Origin of the sequence: Candidatus Phytoplasma pruni (assembly GCF_013391955.1) — a bacterium.
Taxonomy (GTDB): Bacteria; Bacillota_I; Bacilli_A; order Acholeplasmatales; family Acholeplasmataceae; genus Phytoplasma.
The window spans coordinates 1-18,713 of record NZ_JABUOH010000023.1; the positions used below are offsets into that span (position 1 = coordinate 1).

Below are 18,713 nucleotides of genomic sequence, written 5' to 3' on the forward strand. Positions count from 1 at the left end.
TTTTTTTATTGTGTATTTAAAAAATATTAATTTTTTTTAAAAAAATTATTATTTAATTTCGTAAGCTGTTTTAACTTCGTCAACTGCTGTTTTGTATTGATCTTTTGAAACTGCTCTTAAAGCTGTGTTCATTTTGTCAACTGCTGCTTGGTCGTTGCCTTTTTCATCTACAGCTGGTTTTAAAGCATCTACTAATAATTTAACTGCTGCTTGAGCTCTTTCATAAGCTGCTTTTTTAGTGTCATCTTTAGGTTTGTTTGCGTCTTTAGTTAAATCTTCCATAGTTTTTGCATATGAATTTAACGTTGAAACAACTTTTTTCAATCCTGTAGCTTTTTCTTTAACTTCTGTTTTTCCGTTAGCTGCGTTTACTGGGTTAGTAACTACTTCGTCCCATTTATCAACTAACTTAGTTTGTAAATTGTTAACTGCTTTAGTTGGTGTAGTTCTCATTAATAAGTAAGCACCAACCCCTACTAAAAGTACTACAACTGCACTAACAACACCAAGAACTATTTTACCATTCTTAGTTTTTAAATAACTTTGTTTATTTTGCTTATCCATTGCTGCCATAATATTTTATTATCTCCTTTTTTTTCATTATTAAATCTTCAATAAAGATCCAATACCGATTTTAATTATAACATATTTTTTTATATAAAGTTATAATAATACATTATTTTTTAATCTGTTTAAAAATTTTATGTAGTATTTGATCCGCTTTATCGTCATTTTCTAGTTTTACATGATTTGTTTGGCTTAAAATTCTTTCGATATAATTGAGAGAATCTTTTTTATTTAAACCCGCTTGAACGATTATTTGGGTAATATTATCGTGGGTATAATTCTGTTCTAAATACCAACTTTTCACGATTTCTAATTCGTTCCCAGTTAAGAGACGGCCTTTTAAAGTTTCTAAATTTTCAATAGTTTCAGAAATATTGTTTTTTTGTTTTTTTTCAGTACTTTTAGCTTCTTTTTCTTTATATAATTGTTGTATTTTAACAAAAGTATTATCTAAATTAAAGATTTCTATAATTTTATTATCTTTTTTATCTTGTAGGATGGAAAAAAAATTTTTTTGTCTTAATCTTTCTAAAATAGATTCTAGTTCGTTTTTAGAAAGATTCGCTTTTTTAGCTAAAAAAGAGGACGAAAAGATTTTTTTTTCATAAGAATCAAATAAACAAAGTAAAACACTTAATTCTTGTATGTCTAAATGGAGTTTTTTAAATTCACGGATTAAAATTTTTTCTATATTTAAAAAACCTTCTTCGTATAAAATTTTAATCATTTTTTAAAATGCCTCCTTTAGAAACTTTGGTTAAAGCCTTTTTAGCAGCTTGTTGTTCGGCTGCTTTTTTGGTTTTACCATTCCCTTTTCCTAACCATTCTTTGCCTAAATAGACTTCTGATACAAATTCCTTTTCATGAGCTAAACCTTTTTCAGAAATGATTTTATAAGTGATATTTTGTTTTCTTGTTTGGACTAATTCTTGTAGTTGAGTTTTAAAATCAATAATATTAATGATTTTATTTAAACAAGGTAAAACAACGTGATAAAAGGTTTTTTGTGCTTGTTCAAACCCTAAATCTAAATAAATAGCGCCAAATAAAGCCTCAAAAGCATCCGCCACAATAGAATAATTATGAACGGATCTTTTTTTCTCTCCTTTGCCTAAATAAATATATTTTTTTAATTGAATTTCTTCAGCGTAAATCAATAAAGAATCTACACAAACTGCTTGAGCTCTTTTTTTAGTCATAACTCCTTCATCGTCTTTATTTTTTTTATATAAATAACTCGCCATGAAGAAATTAATGACCGAATCGCCTAAAAACTCTAATCTTTCGTTATTATTGTGTTTGGCGTTATTCTCATTAGCGTACGAACTATGCGTTAAAGCGTTAATATATAAAGAAATATTTTTGGGCTTGATATTTAATCGTTTAAATAACTGTTTAATAGACATAATGTTTCCTTATGTGATCTCAATTTTTTATTTTTTGAGAAAGTTTTGTTAAAAAATCTTTTTCTATTAATTTTTTCGCTTTTAAAATAGCGTTATAAAAAGAATAATAATCGGAGTTTCCTTGAGCTTTAACAACAATTTTGTTTAAACCTAAAATCATCGCTCCTCCAATTTCTTTGCTATCTAATTTTTTTTTAATGTTTTGAAGCTTTTTTTGAAAAAGTAATTTACTAATAATTTTTTTGAACCAATTTTCTGTTAAAACGTTTTTGACGTTTTTCATTAAGATGCCAAAAGCACCTTTATATGTTTTAACGATCATATTGGAGGTGAAACCGTCACTCAATAAAACATCCGCCTCAGAGTATAAAATATTTTGCGGTTCTTCGTTGCCTTTGAATAAAACATGAGGAGTTTTTTCTAATAAATCAAAGGTCTCCATTTCTAAATTTCTCCCTTTGTGCGGTTCTGAACCAATATTTAACATTTTCACAATAGGAGTTTCAATATTGAATAATTCTTGAGCCACAATAGAAGCGGCAATAGCGAATAATAATAGATTTTCAGCTTTAATTTCAATATTAGCCCCAGCATCTAATAAAATTCTTGTTCTACCATCTAAAGAAGGGAAAATGATAGCTAAAGCGATTCTTTTCATAGGTTGAATAGTGCCGATAATTAAATAACTGGCTAAAATTAAAGCTTGTGTAGGGCCAGCAGAAACAACGCCGTCTACTTCCTTATTTTTAGCCGCTTGTAAAGCTAAAAACATAGAATGTTGCGAATTATCTCTAATTTCTTCTCTAATGTTTTTAACGCCCATATCTAAATAATGAGGGGTGTGGATAATGCTTAATCTTTCTTGTAAAGATTCAGGTAATTCAGAAGAAATATGTTTTTTTAAAAATTTTTGAATTTGTGGTTCATCGCCATATAAATAAAGATATAAATCTTTTTCTTCGGATAACGCTTTTAAACTACCTTTGATAATAGAATCGGGAGCGAAATCGCCTCCCATAGCGTCGACTGCTATTTTAATCATAATAACCTCTTTTTATTTTCTAAATTTTCAAAATCTTTTTGTACTTGAGAAATAATTTTAAAATCTGTTGCTACATTTAAAAAATGATATTTTAAATAACCACTTTGTTTTTTACCTACAAAATCACCAGGACCTCTATTTTTTAAATCAAATTCGCTTAATTTAAAACCATTACTTTCTTGTTCTAAAATATTTAAACGTTGGTTATCTGCTGGATTTTCAGGGACTAAAAAACAATAATTTTGTTTTTCATTCCGCCCTACTCTTCCTCTTAATTGGTGTAATTGACTTAAACCAAAATGATCGGCCCCTAAAATAACAATGGTTGTTGCGTTAGGAACATCAATTCCTACTTCAATAATAGTAGTAGCTAACAAAATACCTTGAGGATTTTTCACAAAATCCGCCATAATTTCTTCTTGTTCTTGGTTATTTTTTTTACCATGTAAAACATAAAGATGTTGAATTTGTTCTTCTTCTAAAAAAGAAGTTATGGTTTCAATATTGAATTTTTTAGCATTTTGTTTAATAGCCGGAACTACTATATAAGTTTGTTCGTTTTTAGCTTGATTTTCCCTCAATAAAGGAACCATCTCTTCAAAAGGAAATCTTGCAGTAATAATGCTTTTTTTAGCATAAGGAGGTTCGGTTAATAAAGAAGTTTTTAATAAACCAAAATACATAACTGCTAAAGTTTTAGGAATGGGGGTCGCTGTTAAATATAAAACATCTGCTTGAAGATTTTGAAAGGAAGTTTTATCTTTCACATCAGTCCCGAACTTATGAGTCTCATCAATGATGATCAATCCTAAATCATTAAATGCCGTATTTGCTAACAAATGAGTACCAATAACCATTTGATATTCATTCTTAGCAATAGCTTTTTGTAAGGTTTTTTTCTTTTTACTTTTAGAAGTGATAAAAATAGTCTTAATTTCAGGAAATAATTTCGTAAAATTTAAATAATGTTGTTTAGCTAAAATTTCGGTTGGAGCCATCATTAAAACTTGTTTTTTGGCACTAATAACCGCAATAGCGGCTAAAAAAACAGTAATCGTTTTGCCCGAACCAACATCACCTTGAATTAACCTTTTAGTGGGATAATTCTGTTTTAAATCACTGTAAATATCTTTGACTATTTGTTTTTGGTTATCAGTTAAAGAAAAAGGAATTTTTTGCATCATTGTTTTAATATAATGATTATCATAATTTAAAGGTTTTTTAAAAGGAAGTTTCTTTTTTTCTTCAAATAATTTTTGTGCTATATTTAGGGCTTCTTCATGTTTAAAACGTTTTAAAGTTTTATGCAGTAATTGTTGACTTTTGGGCAAATGAAGATTCATTAAAGCTTCTTTTCTATCAATTAAATTATATGTTTTTAAAAAAAGAGGACTTAAATTTTCTTTGATTTTTAATTGTGGTTTATTAAAAATACTTTTTAAAAAAGTGGTGATAGAACGATCAGTAATATTTTTAATACCATAAACAGGCTTTATTTTATTTTTGTTTTTTAAATCAAAAGAAATTAACGAAGCAGTAATACTTTTATTATATAAATTATATTTACCTTTAATAAAAACATTTTTATTTATCTTTAAGAAATTGGTTAAATAAAATTTATTAAAAAGAACCACATCCAAAACTACATCATCATGGATTAAGATTTGAAAATGAAGTCTTTTTTTATCAGAATCATCTTTAGATACAAGAGGTTCGCTAACAATTTTTCCTATAACATTAATGATTTCTTTATCCATCACTTGGTTAATATTAGATAAAAGGAAGTTTTGATATTTTTTAGGTTTATAAAAAATCAATTCTTTTAAAGTGTTGATATCATTTTGAACTAATTTAGGGTATAAATTAGATTTTACAAACATTTGGTTTAAATTAGAATTCATTTTGGAAAAACCTCAAATATACCTTTAAATCTGATTTTTATTATGTCTTTGTTGGGTAAAAACAACCAATATGGCGATATCTTTCTAACTAATCAAGATCAGGTAATTAACACTATTTTAATAACATTAAAAAATTAGTACCACATTATTAAATCTTTTTTATATTGAATAATATTTTAAAAATAATATGGATATTATGCTTAAAATATTATTCATCTTCTTAATTATAACATATTTCAAATAATTGCGGTCTAATGGTTTTTTGTTTTTTTAAAAAAAATATTTTGTTTATTGAAAGAAGTGTAAAATAGAAAAGTTCAATATAGAAGAAGTAAAGATACCATAAATTTATTATCTTTTAATGCGATAATTGTCTGTAAATCGTTATTAAATTTTTATTTTACCATAATATAGAAAAATAACACCTTAATTTTTCATTAAGGTGTTATTATAAAATCTTTTGAGCGGTTTTCATTGTAAACTGTTTCTATTGTTAATTCGCCTGTTTCAGGATTATATGTTTTTTTTTTTTTTTTTTGTTGTTGTTCATTTTTGAATTCGCTTTTGATAGGTTTTTTGTCGCCGTTTAAAGAGGTGATATAATCAATCTTTGCACTACCGTTTTATCCAACGTTATATGTAGTTAAAGTATTATTTTTATAATCTATGATAGAGTCAATTTTCTTATCCTCTGTATTTTCGCCATCCTTTTTATAAAAAGTTATTTGAGAAGCTCTTTCTTGTGTTGTTTGGTTATCGTATTTTTTTTCAAATAGTTGTTTTTTAGGGTAAAAAAAAGAATTGTTGAGAAGAATATCGTCTTTATAATTGGACTGAAACCAAATTGTGGAACCGTCAGGATAGAATTTAGTATAAATTTTTTCATTTTGTAAAATTTTATATTCTGTAATATTGTCATTCTTTCCATCTTCACGCTTATAAGTTTCTTTTATCTTTTCTTCTTGTTCATTATATTCTTCAATCGAGCGAATTGTATCGTCTGAGTTATAATAAGTGATAGTTTTTATTTTATTATTTGGATGGTAAAGAACAATTTCAATTAACTTATTTAATTTGTTTAATTTGCGAATTTTCTTGCAATTATTGTTGTCCGTTTCTGTGATTAATTTATTGCCTTGTTCATCTGTTAGATCATGTTCTTGATTTTGAAGTGTTCCATCGTTATCAGTTGTCGGAAAACGACTGTAATTAAATTGTTTTTCCAACGTGTTATTTTCTTTGCGAATTGGCTCCTCATCATTGCCATCTTTTCTTTCGGATGATGCATCATCTTGCGCATCTTTTAAAACATGTTCTTTATTGTCAGATGTTCCTTCGTTATGGGATGACGGAAAATGACTGTAATAAACTTTTTTTTCCGAAGTGTCATCATCTTTTGATATTTTGTCAGACTCTTTTGGTACATTTTTATCATATTGTTCTTGTGATTTGATTGTATTTTCTAGATTGTCATATCTTGTTTTTTTGTCAGCTAAATTGATTTTTTCTTCTGATTTAAGAGAATTAAAAGCTGACACTCCAAAAAAACTAAAGAACAAAAATATTGTTAAAATTAAAATAAGTGCTTTATTGTTTTGCAATAATTTATTATTTTTTTTCATTTTTGCTTCTCTTTCTTTTTATATTACTTCCATTATACTCTTTTTTTTGATTTTTTATAATTTTTCTACAACAACAAAACTTTTAATAAGTTCCAACGGATTTTTCGAAAAATAGATATAATTTTATCTTAAAACGTACCTCCCATTTTATTGGTTAACGAATAGCTAATAAAAAAAAGACCTTATTCAAATAAGGTCTTAAAGTGGAGAAAAACATTCTTTAACGATGAATAGTTTCTTCAATTGAACTATCAGAATTATAGTAAATAGTTCTCGTTAATTTTTCGTTTTCAGGGTCGTATTCTTCCACCCTATTTCTTTGTTTATCTTGGATATTATAGTAAGTTTTTTTGATCATTTTACCGTTATTAGGATTAAATTCCGTTTCATAAAAAAGACCGAAGAACCCTTTAAATATTTTGATAGGTGGTTGGTAAGAATTGTTGGGAAGAGTATTTTTATCTGAAACATTCATCTTTTCAGGTTTAGTTGGCGGAGGAGTAGTGTCTAAATAGTCTAATTGCCATTGAAAATCTTTTAAAACCATGGAAGTACCTAAATTGATATTATCCAAAAACCATTCATCATTGATAAAACCTTTTTTATATTCGTATTGATGGGTATTTCCTTCGCTATCGTAAAGGATTAGGTCCTCTCTATACAATATGTTTTTGATGTCTCTACCTTTATATTCTCCTGGTTTAATATAACATTGATTTTGCCATTTTTTTAAATCTTCTTTATAATCATCTTCATTTTCATATTTTTGGTTACCCCATTGATGCGTTTTAGAAGTTAATTTTCGGGGCGTCTGATAAAACATCATTAACCCTAAAATAAAACATAAAATCAATATGGAAGACACTATAGCGGTTATAATGCATTTTTTATTTTTTACCAATTCTTTGAGTTTCATCTTTTCTTGCCTGTTTTTCTTTCTTTAATTGTTATTTATTAAAAGCATAATTAATAGATTCTTGATGTATGTTTAAAAATAATTTACTTTTTTATTTTATGTCTCTATTATACGTTTTTTTTGCAATAGTTTGAGGACAAAAATAAAACTTTTAAAAAAACACAAAATTTAAGAACATAAAAAAAATCATAAAATGCAGGCAATAAGGTTGATTTATGCATTTCTCTGTACATAGATTAATGACCTAATTTCTTTCATTATGACAAGAACAAGATGTATTTATTTTCTCTATGATAAGCTCAACAATCATTTGTTAAGTTAATTCGTTAAAAATAACTTGACAATTGTATATAAAATAACTTATAATTTAAGTGAATTATATTTATTTGTTTGTAAAAAAGTTTTTAAATTTTTCCTAATTTTTAATGATTATTAAAACTCTTAAATAGGTAGTTAATGAAATCTTATTATAATATTAGTTTTTAAAACCTTAAGACCGATAAAATAACGTATTTATCTTATATTTTGCATGAACGAAAACTTTTATCTTTTTTTTAGTTTGATTTTCTTTTTTATCTATTTATGCCTTATTTTAATAATTATTGATAAAATGATTCTTTTCCATGGAAACATTATAATTTGATTTGAATAAAAAAATATGATTTGATGATTTTGTTAAGATTCTGACAAAGAATTAAAAAAATTTTTAAAATATTAATAATTATTTTATTGGTGGGAGCTAAAAAAATGTGTTCTGTTAAAGATATTTATACCGATTACGCTCTTTATTTAAATAAAAAGATCGCCATTAATGGTTGGCTAAAAAACGGTCGTTTTCAAAAAAAATTTGTTTTTATCGATTTAAATGATGGCACTTATGTAGACGATTTACAAATAGTTTTAAAAGAATCTGAAGGAATCGACTTAAACGCGCTTAAAGATTATTTGACGATAGGAACGGCTGTTAAAGTGGAAGGCGTTTTAGTCGCTACTCCGCAAGCTAAAAAACCTTTTGAATTGTTAGCTTCTCAAGTACATATTTTAGGCAATAGTTCTTCTGATTATCCTATTCAACCTAAAAAACATTCTAAAGAGTTTTTGCGCACAGTGGCTCATCTCAGATTAAGAACTAATCTTTTTGGGGTAGTTTTTCGCCTTCGTAACACAGTTTCTATGGCTATTCATCATTTTTTTCAACAAGAAGGCTTTATTAACGTGCATACACCGATCTTAACTGGTAGTGATGGCGAAGGAGCAGGTCAATTATTTCAAGTGACGACCTTGGATTTAAATAAAATCCCTTTAAATGCTAATAAACAAATTGATTATAAACAAGATTTTTTCGGACAACCGGCTTATTTAACTGTAACGGGTCAATTAGAAGCTGAAGCTTTCGCGACCGCTTTTAGTAAAGTTTATACTTTTTCCCCTACTTTTAGAGCGGAAAATTCTCATACTCAACGTCATATGTCTGAATTTTGGATGGTAGAGCCAGAAATGGCTTTTTATGATTTAGGACAGAATATCAAAATGGCTCAAAAAATGCTCCAAAGCGTGATTTCTTATTCTTTAGAAAAGAGTCGAAAAGATTTTGAATTTTTAGATCAAAACGTCGAAAACGGTTTAATTCAAAGATTAACCGCTATAGCTAATTTGGAAAAATTTCCCCAAATAACGTACGAAGAAGCAATTAATCTTTTATTAAAAAGTGAAGTAAATTTTGAACAAAAACCTTTTTATGGTGGAGATTTAGCCACAGAACATGAAAAATATTTAACAGATACGGTTTTTAAAGCGCCTGTTTTTGTGATTAATTGGCCTAAAGAAATTAAAGCTTTTTACATGAAAAATAATCCTGATAATAAAACAGTGGCTGCTATGGATCTTTTAGTCCCTAAAGTAGGCGAATTAATTGGCGGTTCACAAAGAGAAGAAAACTTAGAAGTTTTACAAGCTAAAATAAAAGCTTTTAATATTTCTCAACAAGACTTAGAATGGTATTTAGATCTACGTCGTTTCGGCACATGCGTTCATTCTGGTTTCGGCTTAGGTTTTGAAAGACTAATGCTTTATTTAACTGGTTTAGACAATGTTCGAGATGTCATCGCTTTTCCAAGAGTACCGAATAATATTTCTTTTTAACTTTAATAAAAACAAAATCAAAAAAAGGATACTAATATAAAACGATCATGGGAATTATAATGAAAAATGTTTCCAAAATTTTTACAAATCAACAAACTAAAAAACAAACTTATGCAATTAAGGACTTAAATTTAGAAATTAAAAAAGGCGAATTAGTGAGCCTTTTAGGACCTTCTGGTTGTGGTAAATCCACTATTCTTTATATGATTGCTGGACTTTTAAAAGTGAACGAAGGGGAAATTTTTTTCGGAGATCAAAATGTGACCCATCTTCCTCCTGAAAAAAGAGGAGTAGGTTTGGTCTTTCAAAATTATTCCTTATACCCACATATGACAGTGAAACAAAATATTATGTTTCCTTTGCAAAATTTAAAAATGCCTAAAGAAAAAATACAAGAAGAAGTGGACAGAATAGCAGTTTTAACCTCTGTAGAAGAATATTTAGATAAAAAACCCGGCGAACTTTCTGGTGGCCAACAACAAAGAGTCGCGATCGCTCGTGCTTTGGTTAAAAACCCTAAAGTGCTTTTATTAGATGAGCCTTTATCCAATTTAGACACTAGATTACGCTTTAAAATGAGAGACGAAATCAGAAGAATACAGAAAAAGACCAAAATTACTGCTGTTTTTGTTACGCACGATCAAGAAGAAGCGATGTATATGAGTGATAAAATATATGTGATGAATAAAGGTTATATTCAACAAACGGATGTTCCTAGAGAAATTTATAACAATCCTGCTAATTTATTTGTAGCCTCTTTCTTAGGCATTCCTCATATTAATATTTTTAACGGTACTATAGATAATGGTGAGGTTAAAGTCGGTAATACCGTGCTTTTTAATAAACCAGAATTAAAAGGACAAAAAAAAGAAGTTCATGTAGCTATCAGACCAGAAGGTTATATCTTAGATGAAAAAGGTGTTTTTGAAGTTCAAGGAATAGCGATTGAAAGTCTCGGCAGAGAAACCGTTTTATTGGCTAAAAAACCAGAATCTTTGCATAAAATTTTTCAAATTATCATTCCTACTTATAAACAAAAAGAATTGAATTTCGCTAATATTAATAAAACCACCGTTCGTTTTAACATTATGGAACATAGATGTTTTGTTTTTGATAAAAATGATGGTAGTAGGATTTTATAAATGTTAGAAATCGCAGGTCACAAACAAAATAAACATTGGTTTTATTTAGCTCCTACTTTAATCGCTTTAACTCTATTTTCTTTTTATCCTTTAATCAAAAATATCATTATATCTTTTAACGGTAATTACCAAAAATTTAGCGATTCTTTTAGTCCTACGAAATTATTAACTTTCGATAATTATGGCAAAGTTCTTAAAGATGTGGAGTTTCATCACTCTCTTAGAAATACTTTAGTTTTGGTTCTTGTCGCGGTTCCTATTTCTTTAAACTTTGCTTTAGCTATTGCTTTGGCTTTAAATAGTGTTTATAATCGTTATTTAAAAGATCTTTTTAAAACTTTTTTCTTTTTACCATTGTTGGCTAATACAGTTATTATGGGTATGATTTTTAGTTCCTTTTTTTACCACAATACCGTCCCTTCTATTGAAAAGCCAGAAGGTTTATTTAATAATTTTTTAGGTCTTTTTGGGGTGGAGCCTAAAAATTGGATTAATATTTCTGCTCCTTATACGAATAAAATGTTTGTTATTATTTTTTATAACGTATGGTACAGACTACCTTTTAAAATTTTTGTTTTCGTATTGGCTTTACAAGATATTAATAAATCTTATTATGATGCAGCTAAAATTGATGGAGCTTCCAAATGGCGTATTTTCACTAAAATAGTGTTACCTTTGTTGGCTCCCGTGCTTTTTTATCAATTTATTATTGAATTATTGACGATCATGAAAGAATATGAATCTGTTGTCGGAGTATTCGGTAAAAACACTGATTATAGAATTCAAACTATTGTGGGTTATATTTATTCTCAAATTAATAGTCCTAATTATGATTCTTATTCTAAAGGTGCAGCAGCGGCTGTTATATTATTGTTTTTTTCCGTTTTATTTACGACCATTAGTTTTATATTGCAAAAAAGAAAAAAATAAATTATCGAAAGTAGATAGTGAAGAAAGAAAAAATGAGTAAAATAAAATCTTTTTTTAAAAACGCATGGGAAAAGCTACAAAAATTCAAATTGAAGCACAAAATTAATTTTTTTTCCATTATGAAATTTAGTTTTTTGTTTGCAGTTCTTCTGTTTTTAACCTTCCCCTTTTATGTGATGGTTATCGCATCTTTCAAAGATAAACCCGATATTGACAACAATAACATTTTAATGTTGCCTAAAGGTTGGAAATGGGAAAATTATCGAGAAGTTTTTTTAATAAAAAATTTTGACTTTATGAAATATTTTTATAACACTTTATTGATGGTTATTATTTCTACCGTTTTAGGAACTTTATTCGCTGTTTTAGCAGCTTTCGCTTTGAGTATTTTGAATTTTCCTTTCAAAAAAACTATTGTCACTCTTTTATTTATAGCGATGATGATTGCCAGCGAAACCTTAGTGTTAACCAATTTCCGTACTATGGCTAAATTAGGGATGATTGATACCGGTAAAGGTGCTTCCTTTCCTTTAGGAGTTACTTTTGCTATGGTATTACCTTATTTAGTTAACGTTGTTCACGTCTTTTTAATTATGCAGGCTTTTCAACGCGTTCCTAAAGAGTTGTATTATACTTCTAAAATAGATGGTACTACCGATTGGGAATACCTTTGGAAAATATTAATTCCTATCACTAAATCTTCGATTATTGTGACTGTTATTTTCAGAACAGTAGCGGCTTGGAATGCTTATTCTTGGCCAGAATTAATAGGAGGCGAATTGCTGACTAATATGATAAGAAAAACATTTGACGGAGAAAGCGGTATTGATAAGTTAAACGTACAAATGGCGGCTTCTGTTTTAATTAATTTACCATTATTATTAATTTTTATTTTAGCAAAAAAATACATTATATCTGGGGAAAATAAAAGTGGCATCAAAGGATAATTTTAAAAAAAATAGTTTATTTATTGGTTTATTTTTTTTGTCAATCTTTACATTGATTTATGTTGCCAATTTGTTCGCTTCGCCTAAGGATAAAGAATTTTATAAAAAAGAATATGATGATTTGAAAGATTTTGTTGGGCAAAACTTTCAAAATGCAGAACAACAACAATCATATTTCAAGAATCCCGATAAAAAGGTTGAAATTGTTTTTTGGCATAATTTATACCCAGAAGAACAAGAGGTTTTAGATGAAGTTATTAAAAAATTTGAAAAGGTTTATCCGAGCATTAAAATTAAAGAAGTGAATAAATCAAACTGGGGTAATATCGCTAAAAGCGTAGCTAACGCATTGCCGGTTAATAAACAACCTAATTTAGTTTTTTCTTATCCGGATCATGTGGAGTTTTTTTCTAGATCTCATAAGGTAGTGCCTTTAGATATTTTTATGCAAGGTGAAGATAAAAAAATTGAAGATCAATTTTACAAAACTTATTTGAAAAAAAATCCTTTAAAAGAAGCATATGATGGAGGAGAACATTATTATAGTTTCCCTTTTAGCAAAACAACTGAAACACTTTTCTATAATAAAGATATGTTTAAAACGCACCGCGATGCTTTAAATAAAGCTCTTGACAATGAAGAAGTTATCGATAAAGACGGTGTTATTTATGCAGGAGATTCATCAAAAGGCTTAACTTGGGAACAATTAAAAATTATTGCCGAAAAAATGAAAGAATTAGAAAAAAAGACAAACGGCTTTATTCCGATAGTGGTCGATAGTGAAGCCAATTTATTGATCACTGCTTTTCAACAATCAGGAATCGAATTTCCAAAAAGCCCAGAAGTGGCTAAAGATTTTTTAAAACAACCAGACGTTCAAAAAGTCATCAAATATTTTAAAAAAGAATTTTACAATAAAGGTTTGATGACAACTTCTAAAATGAACGGTGAACAAAAAGCTTTAGATATGTTTTATCAACAAAAAAGCAGCATTTTCATTTCTTCCACAAGAATGGTGCATAAAGTTCAAGAAGGTGAAATTAAAAACGTAGGTTTGTCAAAGATTCCTTTGATGAAAAGTGGAACATATAGTGGAACATATAAAAACGTGATGCAAGGTGCTAATATCAATATGTTTTATTCTTCTGAAAAAGATGAAATGGTGGCTTCTTGGTTATTTTTAAAAACCTTAACTTCTAAAGACAACCTTATTGAATTGTTAAACGCCAAAGGCGGTTTAAACATCACAAGAGAAGATATTTTTACAGAAGTTGATAAGAAGATGAAAGGCGATAAGGATTCTAAAATAAAGGTGAAAGCGGACACTCTTCATTTCGATTCTTTAAAATACGCCTATGAAAATCAAAAAACAGACAATGAAAATAAAAACACAGACAAAGATGATAATAAAAAAGAAGAAGGCAAAATGTTTTTTGAAACACCTATTTTCCCTAATTCAACTTTTTTAAGAACCGTTTTAACCGAATTATTTACTTATGTATTGGCTATTGATCAAAAAATATCAGGCGACCAATTGGATGAAGAAATCAAATCTTTATGCGAACAAGCAGCCAAAAGAATAGCGACTAATTAAGCTTATATAAAAAAAATTAATCATTAATGATTATTAATTACAAACAAAACAACAAAAAGAGAGGTATTCATAGACATCATGGACTTTATTAAACAACAAATTATTAATTTTGATACCATTATCATTCACGGACATAAAAGACCGGACGGAGATTGTTACGGTGCTCAACTAGGTCTGAAAGATATTATTCAAGAAAACTATCCCGATAAAAAGGTTTATGTTGTGGGAGAGGTTAACCCTAAAATGGCTTTTTTAGGAGATATGGATGTTATCACAGATGAAACTTACCAAGGCGCTTTATCAATCGTGGTTGATTGTGGTAACGCTAATATTATTAGCGATCAAAGATATAAATTAGGTAAAATGGTGATCCGTATAGATCACCATTTATTAGTGGAAGAATACGGCGATTACCAATGGGTAGAACCTCAATTCGCTTCTTGCTCTGAAATGATTTATGCTTTTAAAGAATATCACAACTATAAAATAAGCCTTAAAGGCGCGATGCCGATGTATGTAGGAATGGTAACTGATACCGGTAATTTCCGTTTCGATAGAGTAACCGATAAAACTTTACAAATGGCTTCAGAATTATTGCAATTTGAATTTAACGCTTTTGAGATCGATAAAAAAATCAATATGCAAAGCTTACAAATGTTAAAATTAAAAGGTTATATTTGTGAAAATTTTATCGCCGAAGATGGTTTAATTTATATTCAAATTTCACAAGAAATCATTAAAAAATTTAACTTTAGCATTAATGAAATTTTTTCTATCGTTAATATTTATAGTAATGTAACAGATTATCCTGTGTGGGCTTTTATCGTAGAGATGCCTGGGAAAGAATGGAAATTAAGTATCCGTTCTACCGGTCCTAAAATTAGCCATATTGTAAGTAAATTTGGCGGTGGCGGACATTTAAGAGCTTGTGGTGCTTTTGTGAAATCCCAAGATGATATTGATGAAATCATCAAATCATTAAAACAATCTATCAAAGAGTTTAAACAAGAAGAAACCGTTAACATAAGTACGGAAAATTAAAGAAATAAAACAAAGAGTGGTGAAGTCATGTACGAAGAAACTATTGCTGCTATTTCCACCCCTTTAGGAACGGGTGGAATCAGCATTATCAGAATCAGCGGCGCTAAAGCGATCGAAAGTATAGACCAAATTTTTAAAAGCCCTAAAAAACATTTTACCTTAAAAGAAGCTCCTTCTCATACCATTCATCATGGCTATATTTTAGACGATAAAAACGCTATTTTAGATGAGGTTTTAGTATCGGTTTTTAAAAAGCCTCATTCTTTCACTGGTGAGGATGTTATAGAAGTACATGGACATGGCGGCATTTTAATTACTCAACTTTTATTGGAAAGAATTTTATCCTTAAACATTAGAATAGCCGAACCGGGCGAGTTTAGTAAAAAAGCCTTTTTAAACGGTAAAATTGATTTAATCCAAGCAGAATCTATTATGGATTTAATTCATGCTCAAAACGAAAATGCTGTTAAATTGTCGCATCTAGGTTTGCAAAAAAAAACCTCTGAACTGATAGAAAACCTCAGTAAAGGCATTTTAAGCTTAATCGGTAAAATTGAAGTTAATATTGATTATCCTGAATATGAAGATATTCAAATGATGACTAATGATATTATTTTACCAGAAGTTCATCGTTTAATTAACAGTATGCAAGATATTTTAGATCATTCTGTCACAACGCGTTTTTTAAAAGAAGGGATTAAGACTTTAATTATCGGTAAACCTAATGTGGGTAAATCTAGTTTATTAAACGCTATTTTAGACGAAAAAAGAGCGATTGTTTCAGATATTGCCGGAACTACTAGAGATTTTTTAGATGTACATGTTAATATTAAAGGCGTTTCTTTGAATTTAATTGATACCGCAGGCATTAGAGAGACTGATGATCCTTTAGAAAAAATGGGCGTTTTACTGTCTAAAAAATTCTTAAAAGAGGCGGAATTGGTTTTATTATTATTAGATCAAAGTCGTCCTTTAGATCAAGAAGATAAAGAATTGCTAGAAATGACTAAAAACCATCCACGCATTTTAATCGGTAGTAAAGCTGATTTGCCTGCTAAAATGGATGCTTCTTTTTTAGAAGAAGAAATGGTTTTAATTTCTAATGTTACTAAAGAGGGAATTAATCACCTCAAAGATAAAATTTTAAAAACTTTTCAATTAGACCTGATTGAAGAAAAAAACTTTAATTATTTATCTAATTCAAGACATATCCAACAAATGAAAAAGGCTTTACAAGCTTTAAAAAACGTTATTATAGATATTGATCAACAAATTCCGATAGATATTCATATTATTTCTTTAAAAGAAGCTTATGAAGCTTTAGGAACTATTGTAGGCAACAATATTAACGAAACCTTAATGGATGAATTATTTTCTAATTTTTGTTTAGGAAAATAGTTCTTTTAAACAGGTTTTTATGTATAATTTATAGTATTGAAGAAAAGAAAGGACTAGATTTAGCTTTATGATTAAAATACGTTTTAATAATGATGTAATAGAATCTTTTTCCAAAGGAATTACTCCTGTTGAAATCATTCAACAACAAAATTTAAATTTTTCTACCAAACCAATAGCCGCTTTATTTAACGAAAAAGCGATCGAATTGAACCGTCCTTTAGAAGAAGATGGTACTTTAGAAATCATGACAGAAAAACATGAAAAAAGTTGGGAAATTTTAAACCATAGTACCGCTCATTTAATGGCTCAAGCGATTAAAAGGCTTTATCCTGAAGCTCTTTTTGTTGTCGGTCCAACCATTAAAGAAGGTTTTTATTATGATATCGATTTTCAAAATTCAGTTGTTTCGGAGAATGATTTTGCCACAATCGAAAAAATGATGCAAACTATTGCACAAGAAAAATTGGCTATTGTGAGAAAAGAAGTTAGTTACGAAGAAGCAGAAAAGTTATTTGCGGATAATATTTATAAACAAACCATATTAAAAAATATTAAAGACCCTACTTTGAGCATTTATACTCAAGGCGAATTTACTGACCTTTGTCGCGGTATCCACCTGACTAATACTAAATTTATCAAACATTTTAAATTGTTAAAAACATCTGGTTCCTATTTCCAAGGCAGTGTTAAAAACAAAGCTTTAACAAGAATTTATGGTATTTCTTTCTTTAACAGGCTAGATTTAAAAAATTATTTAAATTTATTATTAGAAAGAAAACAAAGAGACCACAAAAACATCAATAAAGAACAGAATTACTTTATGTTATCTCCTGAAGTAGGAGCAGGCTTGCCTTTTTGGTTACCTAAAGGAGCTACTATACGTCGTATTTTAGAAAGATATATTGTGGATAAAGAATTATCTTATGGTTATCAACACGTTTATACGCCTATTATAGCTAATACTAAATTATACGAAGAATCAGGGCATTTAGAACTTTATAAAGATAATATGTTCCCTATTATGGAATTAAAAAAAGAAGAAAAACTGGTTTTAAGACCGATGAATTGTCCTCATCATATGATGATTTTTAAACAACAATTACGCAGTTATAAAGATTTACCTCTTAAAATCGCTGAATTAGGGATGATGCATAGGTACGAACATTCTGGAGCGGTTTCAGGTTTACAAAGGGTAAGAGAAATGACTTTAAATGACGCTCATATCTTTATCACTCAAGAACAAATTAAAACTGAATTCGTGAAAATTATGCATTTAATTTTTGAAGTTTATAAAGATTTTAATATTACGGATTATTTTTTCAATTTAAGCACTAGAGATCCCGAAAATAAAGATAAATATTTTGATGATGATAATATGTGGCATAAATCTGAATCTATCTTAAAAGAAATTTTAAACGGTTTAAACATTAAATATAAAGAACAAAAAGGCGATGCTGCTTTTTATGGTCCTAAATTAGATGTTCAAGTTTTAACTGCTTTAGGCAATGAGGAAACTTTATCCACTATTCAATTAGATTTCCTTTTGCCACAAAGATTTAACTTAACCTATATTGGCGAAGATAGCAAAGAACATACTCCTATCGTGATCCATAGAGCGGTTATTTCCACAGTAGAACGCTTTTTAGCTTATTTAATTGAACAAAATAAAGGTGTTTTCCCGTTATGGTTAGCTCCTTTACAAGTCGTTTTAATACCTGTTAACGCTCAATTGCATTTAGAACATACGAAAAAAATACAAGAAATTTTATTGAAACATAATTTAAGAGTAGAAATTAACAATAAAGAAGCTACTTTAGGTTATAAAATTAGAGAATCTCAAAAAGCCAAAATTCCTTTCCAAATCGTTATTGGTGATCAAGAGTTAACTAGTAATCGTTTGACTTATCGAGAATACGGCGATCATAAACAAAATAACGTTTCTGTGGAAGAATTTGTTGCCATGTTAAATGATAAAATTCAGCAAAAAAAATAATTTATTTTGAAAAAGAAATAAAAAAGAGACCTCATATGGTCTCTTTTTTTTGTTTCGTAAATATTGTTGATT

General features: G+C 28.4%; 15 protein-coding genes. 8 read left to right on the top strand and 7 right to left on the bottom strand.

The annotated features are described in order from the left end of the window. Positions 1 to 48: 48 nt before the first annotated feature. The 7 genes from HR065_RS00695 to HR065_RS00725 all read right to left on the bottom strand — a co-directional run bounded on the left by HR065_RS00695 (position 49) and on the right by HR065_RS00725 (position 7,364). Positions 49 to 573 (bottom strand): hypothetical protein, encoded by a 525-nt coding sequence (locus HR065_RS00695; RefSeq protein WP_178734004.1) that lies wholly within the window; start codon positions 571 to 573, stop codon positions 49 to 51. 103 nt (positions 574 to 676) lie between these two features. Next, positions 677 to 1,294: a DnaD domain protein gene (locus HR065_RS00700; protein ID WP_178734005.1), complete on the bottom strand. Its 618-nt coding sequence runs from the start codon at positions 1,292 to 1,294 to the stop codon at positions 677 to 679. Continuing rightward, positions 1,287 to 1,973 (bottom strand): ribonuclease III, encoded by a 687-nt coding sequence (rnc, locus tag HR065_RS00705; RefSeq protein WP_178734006.1) that lies wholly within the window; start codon positions 1,971 to 1,973, stop codon positions 1,287 to 1,289. Before rnc ends, HR065_RS00700 begins: the two co-directional genes overlap by 8 nt. A 19-nt stretch (positions 1,974 to 1,992) precedes the next feature. Further along, positions 1,993 to 3,015 carry a phosphate acyltransferase PlsX gene (plsX, locus tag HR065_RS00710; RefSeq protein WP_178734007.1) on the bottom strand — a complete coding sequence of 341 codons (1,023 nt, stop codon included), beginning with the start codon at positions 3,013 to 3,015 and terminating at the stop codon, positions 1,993 to 1,995. Then, entirely contained in the window at positions 3,012 to 4,916 is a 1,905-nt protein-coding gene (locus tag HR065_RS00715; protein ID WP_178734008.1) for a DEAD/DEAH box helicase, read from the bottom strand. The genes plsX and HR065_RS00715 overlap by 4 nt, the downstream gene beginning before the upstream one ends. A gap of 623 nt (positions 4,917 to 5,539) precedes the next feature. Further along, complete coding sequence (locus HR065_RS00720) at positions 5,540 to 6,538, bottom strand: hypothetical protein (protein ID WP_178734009.1); 999 nt, start codon at positions 6,536 to 6,538, stop codon at positions 5,540 to 5,542. Positions 6,539 to 6,758: 220 nt separating this feature from the next. Beyond that, a complete protein-coding gene (locus HR065_RS00725) occupies positions 6,759 to 7,364 on the bottom strand; it encodes a DUF2963 domain-containing protein (RefSeq protein WP_178734010.1) in 606 nt (201 codons plus the stop codon). 837 nt (positions 7,365 to 8,201) lie between these two features. Between HR065_RS00725 and asnS the strand changes: the two genes are divergently transcribed. From asnS to thrS, 8 genes are all read left to right on the top strand, one after another. Continuing rightward, the gene (gene asnS, locus HR065_RS00730) at positions 8,202 to 9,596 is read left to right on the top strand and encodes an asparagine--tRNA ligase (RefSeq protein WP_178734011.1); all 1,395 of its coding nucleotides are present in this window, start codon (positions 8,202 to 8,204) and stop codon (positions 9,594 to 9,596) included. A 47-nt stretch (positions 9,597 to 9,643) separates the two neighbouring features. Further along, positions 9,644 to 10,738, top strand: a complete 1,095-nt coding sequence (locus tag HR065_RS00735; RefSeq protein WP_178734012.1) for an ABC transporter ATP-binding protein — start codon at positions 9,644 to 9,646, stop codon at positions 10,736 to 10,738. Next, positions 10,739 to 11,668, top strand: coding sequence for a carbohydrate ABC transporter permease (locus tag HR065_RS00740; protein ID WP_178734013.1), 930 nt, complete (start codon positions 10,739 to 10,741; stop codon positions 11,666 to 11,668). Positions 11,669 to 11,700: 32 nt separating this feature from the next. Next, the gene (locus HR065_RS00745) at positions 11,701 to 12,615 is read left to right on the top strand and encodes a carbohydrate ABC transporter permease (RefSeq protein WP_178734014.1); all 915 of its coding nucleotides are present in this window, start codon (positions 11,701 to 11,703) and stop codon (positions 12,613 to 12,615) included. Positions 12,616 to 12,652: 37 nt separating this feature from the next. Beyond that, positions 12,653 to 14,209 (top strand): ABC transporter substrate-binding protein, encoded by a 1,557-nt coding sequence (locus tag HR065_RS00750; protein WP_244948321.1) that lies wholly within the window; start codon positions 12,653 to 12,655, stop codon positions 14,207 to 14,209. A gap of 78 nt (positions 14,210 to 14,287) precedes the next feature. Continuing rightward, positions 14,288 to 15,250 (top strand): DHH family phosphoesterase, encoded by a 963-nt coding sequence (locus tag HR065_RS00755; protein WP_178734016.1) that lies wholly within the window; start codon positions 14,288 to 14,290, stop codon positions 15,248 to 15,250. Between the two features lie 27 nt (positions 15,251 to 15,277). Continuing rightward, positions 15,278 to 16,648: a tRNA uridine-5-carboxymethylaminomethyl(34) synthesis GTPase MnmE gene (gene mnmE / locus HR065_RS00760; protein WP_178734017.1), complete on the top strand. Its 1,371-nt coding sequence runs from the start codon at positions 15,278 to 15,280 to the stop codon at positions 16,646 to 16,648. A gap of 67 nt (positions 16,649 to 16,715) precedes the next feature. Continuing rightward, positions 16,716 to 18,641 (top strand): threonine--tRNA ligase, encoded by a 1,926-nt coding sequence (thrS, locus tag HR065_RS00765; RefSeq protein WP_178734018.1) that lies wholly within the window; start codon positions 16,716 to 16,718, stop codon positions 18,639 to 18,641. Positions 18,642 to 18,713: the final 72 nt, after the last annotated feature.